We start from the raw sequence: 13919 nt of genomic DNA on the forward strand, positions 1-13919 counted from the left end.
TAATAATGAATAGAAATCTTCTCATAAAGATAATGCTAGTTTTGTCGTTATTTTTGCTAACTAGTTGCACTGATGACAAAAAAACAGTGCGATTAACTTTGGCACATACATTAGACACCCGCCATGTGGTGCATCAAGCAATGGAATATATGGCTGAACGTTTGGCATTTTATTCAAATGGCACAATGGAAATTGTTATCTATCCAGGTGGTCAGTTGGGGTCTGAACGTGAACTCATTGAGTTGTTACAAATTGGAAGTTTATCAATCACTAAAGTATCGGCAAGCCCGCTGGAAGGCTTTGTACCTGAGATGAAAGTGTTTGGCATTCCGTATTTGTTTCGCGATAGTGAACATTTTTGGCGTGTACTTAAAAGTGACTTAGGCACCGATCTACTTAATAAAGTAAGCACTGCAAGGCTTAAAGGTTTGGGCTATTACGATGCAGGCAGCCGCAGCTTTTACACCACCAATGGCGCGATTAATACCCCAGATGATTTAATAGGTAAAAAAATTCGCGTGTTAAATAGCCCTACAGCAGTAGCAACAGTGCAGGCTTTAGGCGGCGCTGCAGCACCGATTGCATGGGGCGAATTATATGCCGCACTGCAACAAGGTGTAGTTGATGGCGCAGAGAACAATCCGCCAAGCTATTACTTATCTCGTCATTACGAAATCGCTAAATATTATTCGCTGGACGAACATACCTTTGTTCCAGATGTAATTTTAGCAAGCTTAGAAGTTTGGAACTCACTTAACAACGAACAACAACAGTGGTTAACCCAAGCGATGGCCGACTCTGTTGAGTACCAACGTTCATTGTGGCAAAACGCATCTGATGAGGCGCTTAAAGCAGTTATCGCAGAAGGCGTACAAGTGACCTACCCTGACAAACAAGCGTTTCAAGATAAAGTGGCTGATTTTCATGCTTCGTTCGCTGATACAGCGGTTGCAGCTCACATTAAAAAAATAAAAAGCATGTAGGAGCAAACAATGCGACAACTCAACACACACTTAAATCGCATCATAGAGCGATTACTGATTTTGGCCATGATAGCAATTGTAACCGTTGTTTGTTGGCAAGTATTTTCACGATTTATTTTACGTGCACCGAGCTCATACACCGAAGAGTTAGCGCGTTTTATCCTGATTTGGATTGGTGTCTTGGGCGCTTCGTATGCGTATCGTACTAAAGCACATTTAGGACTTGATCTGTTTTATCAAAAAATGATCCCGTCACTTAGGTATAAGTGTTCATTTGTAATCGAAATCTGCGTGCTGATCACAGCATTAAGTATTTTAGTGTATGGCGGCAGCCAATTGATGATGCTGAGCTTTGAATTAAAGCAAACGTCAGCGGCGCTTGAGATCAACATGGGTTATGTGTATATCGTTTTACCGCTGAGCGGGGTGTTGATTGTGATTAATTGCATTGAAAACCTGATCAATTATGCACAGCAAAAATTCACGGAGGAAGCGTAATGGACTTAACAGCAATTGTTTTAATCGTTTGTTTTTTTGTATTGTTATTTATTAATGTACCTATTTCTTTGTGTATTGCGCTATCAACATTAGCAGCGCTATTAATGCACATTGATTTTACGCCTGCCACCACGACCATAGCCCAACAAATGGCCGGTGGCATTGATAGTTTCGCATTATTGGCAATCCCATTTTTTATCTTGTCTGGATTGATAATGGGTCAAGGCGGCATTGCTAAACGGCTGATTGAATGTGCTATGGCGATGATAGGCTTTTTACCCGGCGGCCTGGCACTCGTAAATGTAATGTCGTGCATGTTATTTGGTGCAATATCAGGCTCTGCCGTTGCAGCCACATCGGCGATTGGTAGTTTTATGGTGCCAGAAATGAAAAAACATGGTTACAGTGCCAGTTTTGCTGCGGCGGTTACCGCAAGTGCAGCCACTACGGGCATGTTAATACCACCGAGTAATATTTTAATTATCTATGCCATCGCCAGTGGTGGGGTGTCGATTGCGGCATTATTTATTGCCGGCTACTTACCGGGTATTTTAGTAGGGCTGGCATTGATGATTGTTTGCGCTATTTACTCGATTAAAAACAACTACCCAGTAACAGCAAGACTGCCATTTAACATTGTGATGAAAAAAATACTCGCAGCTTTGCCAAGCTTGTTGCTTATTTTTATTGTTATTGGCGGCATTATTGGCGGTGTATTTACCGCAACTGAAGCCGGCGCTATTGCCGTTATTTATGCTTTAATACTGTCGGTATTTATCTACAAAGAAATCAATATAGCTGAAATGCCTGCTATATTACTAAAAGCTTGTGAAACAACGGCTATTGTAATGCTGATCATTGCCGCGTCTTCGGGCATGTCGTGGTTATTGTCATACACACATATTCCACAGCTGGTCAGTGAGTTCTTTTTAACACTCAGTGATAATCCGATTTTAATCTTGTTGTTAATCAATCTGATTTTAATTTTGGTTGGCGCGTTTATTGATATGACGCCTGCGGTATTGATTTTTACACCGATCTTTTTACCGGTAGCTGAGCAATTTGGTATGTCGCCGATTCAATTTGGGATTATGATTGTATTAAACTTATCAATTGGCTTGGTGTCTCCGCCAGTTGGGAGTGTGCTGTTTGTCAGTTGTGCGGTGGCGAAAACATCGTTACATAAAATAATTAAGCCAATGATGCCGCTGTATGCTGTGATGTTTCTGGTATTGATGTTGGTTACATATGTACCGGCGATCAGTGAAACGTTACCGCGTTTATTTGGTTTAATCGAGTAACTAACCTGAACTTGGGATAATTTATTTGCCAGCGTTTAGGGCAACTTAATCAAACAAATCTGTGATGGAGCTCAACAGCTCCATTTTTCTTTTAAATCAAAGTAGTCAATGTATAACAAGAGCTGACTAACTACTTCTATGGATCTACGGTTAGTGTTAAACTTTGCAATCATCCTAAATAGGAACTTTTATGTCAGTAACGATTAATGATGTAGCTAAGCTGTGTGGTGTTTCAAAGCGCACAGTTTCACGTGTGATCAACCGCTCTCCCGCTGTGGGTGAAGCGACGCGAGAGCGAGTGCTTAAAATTATCAGCGAAGTTGGTTTTTCTCCTGACAAACAAGCACGGGGGCTGGCATCAAGTCGTTCTTACTTATTAGGTTTAATTTATGATAACCCCGATGCATTGTATATTGATCAGGTGCAACGAGGTGCATTAAGCGTCTGCTCTGAACTTGGCTATGAATTGGTTGTTCATCCTAGTTACTCTAAAAGTGCTGAATTTATCGACGATTGCCTGTCATTTATCTCTCGCTCTAAGCTTGATGGCGTGATTATTTTACCGCCAGTATCTGAAAACAAAGAGTTGGCTGCAGCAATTCGTGAAGCAGGTTGTCCTTATGTGCGCTTAGCATCGGTAGATTTAGATGATGCTGATAATATTGTGGTCTCAGACGAACGCGCAGCAATGAAAGAAATGGCCAGCTACTTGGTTGAACTTGGTCATAAAGACATTGGTTTTATTTCTGGACCGCAAGTTTATCGTTCTTCAATCGAACGCTTAGCTGGATTTTTAGCTGAACTGCAACAATGTAATGTGCAACTGCCAGGAAATCGTATTATTGAAGGCAAAAATAGTTACGAAAGTGGTATTGAGTGCGCTATGACATTGTTAAGCACTGAACCAAGACCAACGGCCATTGTTGCTAACAACGACGAAATGGCGGCTGGGGTATTACGGGTTGCCAGTAATTTAAATATCAAAGTACCAGAACAGCTATCAGTAGCAGGTTTTGATGATAATATTTTGGCTTCACGGATCATTCCATCGCTAACGACTATTCGAAGACCGGTACAAAATATGGCATGTTTAGCGGTGCAAAAACTCATTAATAAAAGCCAATCGACACAAAGTGAAAAAATTAAATTAGATGACGTAGTCACTCCTTATTTAGTGAAGCGTGAATCTACTAACAGATGCGCTAAATAGTACCGATTACCCCCCCCCATAATAACCTTTTTGTTACAGACATATAAAGCGCCTAACTGACAGTAGGGCGCTTACTTCTATCCGTAATCCAATATACTTTTTTGATTTAATTCATAAGCTAATTAAATTTGAGGAGCACCTTTGATAAAATAGCATCAAATATCGGTGTTAAACCAAACGGCCGATATGCTGCCTAAAGGATAAAATTCATAGCGCTCGTTTTTAATATCTGGAAGATTTTGAGCGCTGCAAGTTCCTCCAAGTTTGATACTAATCGTATTAAGTTACTGACCATTTATAGCGACAGATAAATACAGTGATAACAAGGCAGGAATTTTGATAGGGTGTTCTCGGCAATTACTCCTGCATTGCTCCACCTCCTGCATCCATACTTGAAAAATTACTAACTCAATTTAAAACGTTTACTTTATGCCCTCGCTCTTTACCCGCAGCGCCTATTAATCTCTTTGTGAATTATTCACTTAAAGATTTTATTGCACAAAGAGAAAGGAATGATATAGATAAAAAAAATACCCTTGCTGTGCGGGCAAGGGTATTGGTAACTATCAAATTGTGTGAAAGCAGCGCTTGGCTGCTCTCATTACAACTATTGGATGGTTATTTCATCCAATGTGATAGTTGCTTCACTTTCCGTTCTGAGAGTGATGAATGAGGTTGCTGTGGCTACCAACCCATCGACGGTGTACGTTTGACCAGGGACGAGCTCTTCAAGTTTTACTGAATAAAACTTTGAAGAGCCGCCATGGATCGAATTAGCGCTACCTGAGGTATTGTTATCTACATATATTTGGAAGCTTTTTGCGGTGTTACCTGCTACAGCCGCGACTTTAAAGCTCACTTGATAGTTGTTACTTAAATCAAGTAGACCCGTTGTGCTTGCATCCGCTGAGGTGGTATTCACCGCAGGGGTGGTATTGGCAATGCTAATACGTGCACCTGTCATGGTTAGTTGCCCAGCGGATACATCGATTGTGCCAGTGACACGATGAAACAGCGGGGTCCCCGTACCCGCTAAACCTGATAGGTCGCGGTAGCTATTACTAAAAAATTCGTCAGCATTTGCTGCGGCAAAATTTTCAGTAAATGGTAAACCAAGCGGCTGTTGCACAGGTGGCTCACTTGGCGCTGCAATGTCTGGGATGTCTAAATCGCTTTGATCTATTTTACCAATACCGGCATGGGCAATAACATGCGCTTTAACGTCCATTACTGGAGTTAACTTATACTCGTAAGGTGCTTGGTATGAGCTGGTGGGTGTCATACCTGTAGCAGTAACCTCTGCTGCCACATCGCCGTCAGCCACATCACCCCAAGTAACGCCTTCACCTAGGTAGTTACCAGAGGTATTCCAATAACCAATTACTTTTGAGTAAAAAGAGACCACAGGATTTTTAGTATGCTCAAAGTAGTTATTCTCAATATGTAGCTCTGCGCCCATTCGTGAGTTAATCGCGCTAGAGGTGATATTGTTATAATAGTTGTTGAATATATGGCCTAGACCAAATCTAAACAACGGAACACGCGATATGATGTTTTCAAAGCGGTTATGGTGAAAGGTAATATGACGATTCTTATTGCTGCTCGAGTCATCATCACTGTGACCATGGAGTGACGTTTTCCAGCTATCGTGAATATAGTTATATGAAATGGTAATGTTTTCAGCACCCGATTTAGAATCGATTAAACCATCATAATAATCTTGATCAACATTTAACGATGAATAGAGTTCGTTATGATCAATCCAGATATTCGCGGTAGGTTTATTTTCATCACCTTCAATCGAAATACCATCTTTACCGCCGGTAAGTACTTCATGGATTTTTAAGTTTTGGATAATGATGTTATTAGCACGACGAATAGCAATGCCGATACCACTTAGCTCACCACGATCTGCCACACCAATGATTGAGATATTATCCATATCTTTAATTTCGATAGAAGAATTATCGCCGCCACTGTTTGCATCAGTAATGACACCGTCGACATAAATAGTCACTGGAACACCTGATGATTTTGCTTGTGCTAAAGCCGATTTAAGCGCTGTGCCATTATCAACGGTCACGACTGTTCCACCTTCGCCACCGGTTAGGTTAAAATTATAACCAGCAAAACCCAGACTATTATTCACCGGTGTAATTGCAATTGGCTCATCTGGCAAGATTGGGATTGCTAGTGGTTCAGGTGTCCAACCTTGGCCATCATTAAAGCTTGCAAAAATAGCATTACGCTCAAGTAAGTTAACCACGTCGCTGTCTTGCATAATGTAACCGCCAACACGGGCACTTAAATCAAGGGCATTACCTGCTAAATCCATGCTGCCATACTCGCGCCAGCCACTGGTAGCCGTTGCAATTTCTGGATTTGGTGCAGGTTGACTGTTAACACCTTGCACAGCCCAACCTGAGGTTGCAATGTGGGTATCAAACTTATTATTGATAAGCGTTATGTTATCGAAATATGTGTCACTGCCACCACTGCGTGCAATATAGGTTGAATTATCTAATACATCATTGCCAATTGGTCCTGGGCCATGAGTAAAACTACTGTTTAAAAAGATAAAGCCAGGATCTGTTTGCACAGGTACGCGTGCTTGTAATACATAGCCTCCAGAGGTGTCTTTCGTTGGGTCATTGTCTTTAGAGTCACCAATGGTGCGAATTTCACTGCTTTCAAATAATGCGGTAACTGGGTAGCCCCAAATAAAGTCAACATTACCAGCAACTAAGCTGTTGTAGAACCAGCTATAACCTTTCAGTAATAGGGTATCTTGTTCGCTAATAAAGCTGGCATTATTAGCCACTAAACGACCATTACTATTAAAGTAAATTGTTTCAGCTTGGTTTGAATCAACCTTGTTACGCAAATGCGTGTTTTTCAATGTTAGGTTGTTGATCACTAACATATCCGCACCTTCAACTAAGAATACACCACGACCGCCACCCGGTGTGCCAGAACCTACAGGCGCACTGCCACCTGAGCCACCATTGAGTGTTTCGAAGTTTTCGTACTGAATAATAGTATTGTCTTGGCTTTGCCCTTGTATAGTTACGTTATTTTTATTACGTAAGAATAGCAGTTCATTATATACACCATCTTTGACTGAAATGGTGGTTTGCTCATCTTTAGCAAGATTTGCCATTGCAAAGTTAAGTGCACCTTGCACGGTTCTAAAGTCAGCTACACCGTCATCATCAACCAATAGTTGATTGCTTGCCGGCGTTGTCACTTTAGTGGTGAACGTCCATTGGCTATTATCACCGAGGCCAATAAAATCAGTACCGTTGAGTTGTGCGCCTAATACCACATCATCACCAATGACAACACGATAAGTATGGCCATATTCAAGCACATTATTATGCGGTTTAATGGTTAAGGTATTGCCTTCAATTGTGAGCGGGTAGTAGTACACAGAGCGGACTTTATCCTGGCCGGTGTAGCCTATCACATCGACATTTTTACCCACTTTGAGGGTATCAACTAGGGTGTTGTCGTTTTGCTTATAAATACGAACTTCACCTAAACTACCAAACGTAGGGGCGTTATCAAAAGTAATCGATAACTGGGTATCAACAAATTGGCTATCGCTAGCAATCGCTGGCATCACTTTATCTGTTAAATCACCATAGTCAGCGGTTGGCATAACAAAGCCTTCTGCAACAGAGACTTTAATAGTACGGGTAATACTTGGGTCTGAATCCGATACAAATGTGACCGTTGCATCGCCTGCAGCAATCGGTGTAAGGGTGATCGCATTTCCATCGATTGCAACGCTCACCACTGCTTCATTGCTTGAAGTGACCGTGTAGGTGTCGGCTGTGATACCGTCGTTTTTAATCGCTGTAACGTTGATCAACAATGGATCCATACTGGTACTTGTGTCCCAATTAGGCTCTTTGTAATCAAGGGTTAACTGAATTGGCTTGATGCTAGGGTCGCCCACTTTTACATCATCAATTTCAAACGAACGATTATTCGTAAACACACCAATTAAGCCACGCGCTGTATAGCTGGTATCAGTCGCAGAGCCCATTTTCTCACCATCTAAGTATACGGTAAGTTGATCATCAATCATCTCAAAGCGAGTGGTGTACCAAACGCCATCTTCTGTAGCGCCTTTTTCACCGAGTAAGATTGGTGATTTTGTTTGCACTGGACGCGAAATTGATCCTTCGCTACTAACGGCAACTTCCACTTGCGTACTGCTTGATGAGTTTTGCACATTTAAGCCACCGGCGTACCAATTACCGGCATTTAAATAGCGTGCCATCAGAAAGATCTGCTTATTGGCCGTGGTAGAGTTCTGGCGCGGGCGAATTTTCGCTTCAACAAAGTAGTTACCTGTCGAAGGCACGTTTGCCATAGCTTCTTCAGTGGCTAAAATTAGCTCGCCCCCAGCACCGCCTGCGGTGTATCGCATCATGTTATTACCCATGATATCAAGTACATCAAACTCACCCATTGGGGCTTCAGTGTTATCTGGCTTGGCTAAAATTTGCCAATTATTTAAATCACCATTGGCAAAGTCATCACAAAAATACAGTTCAGGTGCATCCGTGCAGCTAAATACAGATGGATCTTTAACATACTCAACTCTGAGGTTATTGATAACCACAGTGCCGCCTGTTTCGGTACGTAACTGTAAAAATGAGTTTTTAGTCGCAAGCTTTCCGGGTACTGTTAAAGTTTGACCAGCAGTAAGCGAGTTGATCAATTCATTATAAAAACGTGAGTCATTACCATGGATTGATTTAGAACTGCTTGATGAGTTGTTATCCACATAAATTTGGAATTTATTATCACCTTCAGGGTCACTTATACTGACAATATCCATCACCACTTGATAAGGACGAGACAAATCCAGCGCTCCACTGGTGGTGGTATCCGTTGCTGCTGTTTCAATACCTGGGGTGGTGTTACCTAATGTGAAACGACCTCCATTGAGTTCTAATCCAGTATCAATCACAGTGACTGAGCCGCCTGTTTTGCTAAACATGGGGATTTCATCGCCGTTTGCATCAATAATTTTTTGATGATCAACAGAGAAAATATCCGCAGTAAGTGCGGTAAAGTCAGTGGTAATTGGTAATTCTACTGTTGGGATCTCACCTTCCACAGGAGGATCAATCGGTGGTTCAACCGGTGGTTCAACATCTGGTACGTCGGTTGCCACTGTTTCAATGGTTAAGTTATCAATGACAATCATTGCCGCTGAATCAGTGCGTATTTGGAAATATGAATTTTTAATCTCAGGATTTAAAATACCGCGGGCATCGACATGAGTCAGATCAGGGCCAGTATTTACATCTTCGCCTGGAATGTAGGTATATGAAAACCGTTGACCTACAGGGGTGTTGGTTTCGTTTATGTCTTTACCATAAAACTTTGAAGCACCGCCATGCACTGAATTACTTTGACTGGCAGTATTATTATCAATATAAAGCGATAATCCACCAGCACTATTATGAGAAACAACATCAAAGCTAATGGTAAATCCTTCGCTTAAATTATAAATCCCCACACCTGAGTTATCAGTCGCTGTTGATTCTTTGCCGGGCAGGGTATTACCGATGGTAATACGGTCGCCTTCAAGAATTAGTTGGCCTGCTACATCGTCAATTTTTGCACTACCGCCACTTTTAAAATATAACGGGCCGCTGCCTTGCTCATCCGATAAGCTTTTATAGCTCGATGAGAAAAATGTTTCAGTGTCAGTATCAAACTCTTCAATTAAGGCTAAACCAGCTTGCTGAGCTAAATCGTTGAGTTTGATTAACTCTTCTTGAGCTTGTTGTTCGGAGAACACTAAAATATTGTTTTTAGCATCATCATTACTATCACAAGTAAGCACCAGTGTTGCCAATGCACTTGGATCGCTGGTGGCACAAACACTATAGGTATTATTAACCGTATTATGCGAACGAGAAATTATATACTCTGTGGTAGCTGATTCGCCTTCACCTGAGGTCAGTGCAAGTACGCGATTACCAAATAAAAACGAATAATTGCCTGTTACTGTTTCGCTACCATCCACTACTTGGCTGAATGTGCCACTAAGGTTTGCTTCATCAACGGGTGTTAATATCAACTGTGCAATACTTGCCTCACTGCCTTGTACTAATGGGTTATACAATGTTCCGCTAAAATCGGCAGTATTAAATGCTAAAGGTTGGGTGCTGTTGTATTGCTTAAAAATAAAATCAACAAAGTGCACAATCGCTTGATCAGCTGGAATTAAGGTATTATTAGCTGAGCCTGCATCATCGAGCCACGCATTAACGTTTGCCTCAAACTCATCGCTACTAAAATAGTCCGTAATCGTTTGTCCTTCGGCTAAAGTCATAACGGCTGCTTGTGCTGCTTGCTCGCTGATGGTGATGCCATTGCTAGGATCACCATCAACATCTAGTGACTGTAATAAACGCAAACTATTAATAACAGCAGGATGAAACACGGTATCTGTCGAAAATAAAGCAAGTGGAGTTAATACATTGGCGGCAGAGACCGTAGGGAAGGTAAGTGCACCAATTGAGAAATCGATAGCTTCACCTCTAAAGTAATCGAATTGTCCATTTGCGTTTGTTACACCATTGCTTATTGATGGGCTGTTGTAGGTTAAACCAGCAACAGGGCTGTCAACAAATACCCCTTGCACTGGTGGTAACGGGGCTTCTTTGACATTGATAGAACTATTTTCACCGCAGCCTGCTAAGATCGCGGTGATCAGCAAACACGATGGTATTTTTATTGTATTATTCATGCATCCCTCCAAGGATGAAAGCGCGTCATTAACGCGTTAATTGTGTGTGAAATTAACGTTTTTCATTATTAGTAGCTGTTAATAAAATTTATAATTCATACCTAACTGGAACGTACGACCATAATCTTCACGTTGATAGAGGATTTCACCACCGGATAAATCATTACCTTTGAAATAACGTAAATCTGCTTCATCGGTTAAGTTAATCGCGTCAAAATACACGCTGAGGCTTTTCGTAAAATCATATTTCACTTTCATATCAAAGGTTAAGATATCGTCTTGGTATATATCAGCCCATGACTTACAGGTATGTGGGTCTGATACAGAAGCTGATACGGGACAAGAGCCAACCTCTTCAAGGATATCTGAGCGGTAATTACTAATTAGGCGTAACGAGAAAGTCTCATCTTCCCAACCAACAGCAATGTTACCGGTGATATCTGCTTGGCCTGGTAGCTGCATTTTGTCTTGACGAATAGTGGCGTCGAGTTCGGCTTCACTTTTTACAAAGGTCATATTACTTTGCCAAAATAAGCCATTTTCGAAGAACTGATTGTAACTAAGCTCAATCCCGTAGACTGTGGCTTTATCACCATTGAGGGTGATATCAACCTGATTTAGAGCAAGATCTTGAGGAATTGCAAAATCAGATACTTGGTTTACAGGTAAAGTAAGCGGGAGCTCATCTATGCTCATTTGAATACCGGTGACATCGACGATGAAGTTATCAATATTTTTGTAAAATACTGCAGCTTCCATAAATAACTCTTTTGATGGATACCAGCCAAACGAAGCGTCAAAGTTATCCGAAGTCATTGCCACCAAATTTGGGTTACCTACTTGTAACGCATTGTCTGGCCCTAAAATATAGCCTTGTAAATCAATTGCGCTTTGTCCATCTGGTGAGTTGTAGCATTCATTAGTCGTTGGATCACATAAACTAATATCACTATCAAAACGCGCATAACCACGCGCTTGCTTAAACGAAGGGCGGGTATAACTAGTCCACAGTGATGTACGAACCAACATTTCAGGATTTGGTTCGTAGCGTATATGCATACTTGGGAAAAATTCACTGTAGGTAATGGATGCCTCAGGTAAAGGTACCGAAATATCTAAGGTGTGATCACCGCCAAAATTCCAATCATCATTTGATAATGACATATAACCGGTTGATGAAAATTCGGTATGTGCATAGCGTACACCGGTAATAACACTGACCTGCTCTGATAGCTGCAGCTCAGTCATAATATAAGCTGCGTAGGTATCTTCGTATAAGGTATAGTCTTCTTTGGTGCTGTCAATTGACACCTCGCCACCGGTGGCACTGTCGCGCGTAATTTTAGTTGAGTCAACTATGTACTCAAGGTCTTCGTTGCTAACAAAAGGATAGGTAAATAAGCCACCCTCAGGAACCGCAAAGTTATAATCAGTAACATTTGAGTTGGCGACTGTAATACAGGTTTCATCCGTTCCACAATCGAGAGGGTTTATTGCATAGCTCCAGCGATCTTTATCACGGAAGTGTTCGCGTTCGTTATAAGTGCCACCAATTTTAATGAAATTAAGGTACTCAAAATCAAAGTCTTTTTGTAAGTTTAACTTGATACTAGTGACTTCATCAGTGCGGACACTGTCTTCCATAAATAAGTTGTCGTATTCCATATTTGATAAATCGCTGATATCACCATCGGCTTCACCGGCAAAAACATCATTATCTGGATCTAACGCAAAACCACCTAGGGCAGCAGCTTCTTCAGGAGTTAGCACTTGTGCAACAATATTGTTTTTAGTTGCTTGACCGTAAACGATATTCTCACGCTCACGAAACTGAACTCGGCGATCCCCCACTGATTTATCATCTGTTTTTGAATACGCATATTCATAATCTACGCGTAAAGTGTCGGTAATATAGTTTTCACCACCGATACTGTAATTGGTTGTAGTCGTTTCACCTTCCTGAATGAAAAATTGGTTATAAATATCGATATCAGACAGGGCAAACTCTTTTGTATCAGCATTTACATAAATAATTTCATCGGCTTGGTCGCCATTATAAAAGTTATAAAACTCTCTTTGTGCAACGTCATCATCAGTGTAATTAGAGTAGTTACCTCGTATGTAATAAAAACTGTCTGCGGTTGGCTTAAACTCAAAATTTAAAGTTGCGGTGGTACGTGTTCGATCAGCAATTTCACGGCGGTTTTCGAGTTGCGCGGGGATCAATATTTCTGGTGCAACACCTAATTGCTCTTCACTGAGGCCAATGCCACCTTGTAAAAAGTTTAATTCTCGAGTGCTATGATGGCGTACCTCATCTACTTGAGTTTTCCTATCTTCATAAGAAAGTGCAAAACCAACGCCTATTTTTTCGTCTAAGAATAGCTGTGTGCCATCAAGGCTAAACTTCGGCGAGTGTTCTTCTCTGATTTCACTGTATGAATCTTGCAGCTTCATTTTTAGGGTGTTTTTACCACGGTCATATGCTGAGATAGCTTTGACGTTTACTGCGCCACCTATCGAATTTAGATTCATATCAGGGGTAAGGGTTTTAAATACTTCAATGGCTCCTAATGAATCACTAGTGATACCATCAAGGCCAATTTTACGTTCATCACCCGCACCAGATAGTTCTGCACCATTCATGCTCACCGATACGAATTTAGGACCTAACCCCCGAACTGCAATATATTTACCTTCACCTTCACTGCGCTCTAAAGTGACACCAGGAATACGGCGTAATGACTCTGCGACATTTTGATCAACAAAGTTTCCCATGTCATCCGTGGCAATCACTGAGCTAAACGCTTTAGCATCGCGCTCCATGGCACGTGCTTTTAAATCTGCTTGATAAACGCCTGTTACAGCAATGATTTCAATATCATCTTCAGCTTCTACGGTTTTTTTAGCTGCTGTTTTCTCGGCGCTTGTTGTTGGTTTGTCATTCTCTACCTTTGGCTGTGCAGGATCAGTTGTTTGCGCATAAAGTGGCATAGCTACCATTAATGCTGCTGCGATCGTGCTTAATCTCATGCTCTTCATCTTTGTTCCTTTTTCAGGCTTATAATTGTGTGTGCAAGGTATGCGATTCCCGTTGATTCAAATCCCAACTTGCCACCGGTGGCAAAATGGAATAACATGAAGTTAAC

Annotated in this window: 6 protein-coding genes; 4 read left to right on the forward strand and 2 right to left on the reverse strand. The window is 41.4% G+C overall.

From position 1 onward, the window contains the following. Positions 1-5 precede the first annotated feature (5 nt). The 4 genes from H5180_RS04495 to H5180_RS04510 all read left to right on the forward strand — a co-directional run bounded on the left by H5180_RS04495 (position 6) and on the right by H5180_RS04510 (position 3992). Positions 6-983 carry a TRAP transporter substrate-binding protein gene (locus H5180_RS04495; protein WP_259397119.1) on the forward strand — a complete coding sequence of 326 codons (978 nt, stop codon included), beginning with the start codon at positions 6-8 and terminating at the stop codon, positions 981-983. A 9-nt stretch (positions 984-992) separates the two neighbouring features. Then, positions 993-1481 (forward strand): TRAP transporter small permease, encoded by a 489-nt coding sequence (locus H5180_RS04500; protein ID WP_145239113.1) that lies wholly within the window; start codon positions 993-995, stop codon positions 1479-1481. Continuing rightward, a complete protein-coding gene (locus H5180_RS04505) occupies positions 1481-2782 on the forward strand; it encodes a TRAP transporter large permease (RefSeq protein WP_145239111.1) in 1302 nt (433 codons plus the stop codon). The genes H5180_RS04500 and H5180_RS04505 overlap by 1 nt, the downstream gene beginning before the upstream one ends. A gap of 190 nt (positions 2783-2972) precedes the next feature. Further along, positions 2973-3992: a LacI family DNA-binding transcriptional regulator gene (locus H5180_RS04510; protein ID WP_145239108.1), complete on the forward strand. Its 1020-nt coding sequence runs from the start codon at positions 2973-2975 to the stop codon at positions 3990-3992. 607 nt (positions 3993-4599) lie between these two features. Here H5180_RS04510 and H5180_RS04515 read toward each other — a convergent pair. Next, positions 4600-10770 carry a pectinesterase family protein gene (locus H5180_RS04515; RefSeq protein WP_182757743.1) on the reverse strand — a complete coding sequence of 2057 codons (6171 nt, stop codon included), beginning with the start codon at positions 10768-10770 and terminating at the stop codon, positions 4600-4602. Positions 10771-10848: 78 nt separating this feature from the next. Beyond that, the gene (locus H5180_RS04520; protein WP_182757744.1) at positions 10849-13812 is read right to left on the reverse strand and encodes a TonB-dependent receptor; all 2964 of its coding nucleotides are present in this window, start codon (positions 13810-13812) and stop codon (positions 10849-10851) included. Positions 13813-13919: the final 107 nt, after the last annotated feature.

This window comes from Pseudoalteromonas sp. SR41-4 (assembly GCF_014163985.1).
Taxonomy (GTDB): domain Bacteria; phylum Pseudomonadota; class Gammaproteobacteria; order Enterobacterales; family Alteromonadaceae; genus Pseudoalteromonas; species Pseudoalteromonas rhizosphaerae.

What these genes read in the sequence shown, in the direction of transcription:
- H5180_RS04510 (WP_145239108.1), top strand. Translation starts at nt 2,973, where the DNA reads ATGTCAGTAACGATTAATGATGTAGCTAAGCTGTGTGGTGTTTCAAAG.
- H5180_RS04505 (WP_145239111.1), top strand. Translation starts at nt 1,481, where the DNA reads ATGGACTTAACAGCAATTGTTTTAATCGTTTGTTTTTTTGTATTGTTA.
- H5180_RS04515 (WP_182757743.1), bottom strand. Translation starts at nt 10,770, where the DNA reads ATGAATAATACAATAAAAATACCATCGTGTTTGCTGATCACCGCGATC.
- H5180_RS04495 (WP_259397119.1), top strand. Translation starts at nt 6, where the DNA reads ATGAATAGAAATCTTCTCATAAAGATAATGCTAGTTTTGTCGTTATTT.
- H5180_RS04500 (WP_145239113.1), top strand. Translation starts at nt 993, where the DNA reads ATGCGACAACTCAACACACACTTAAATCGCATCATAGAGCGATTACTG.
- H5180_RS04520 (WP_182757744.1), bottom strand. Translation starts at nt 13,812, where the DNA reads ATGAAGAGCATGAGATTAAGCACGATCGCAGCAGCATTAATGGTAGCT.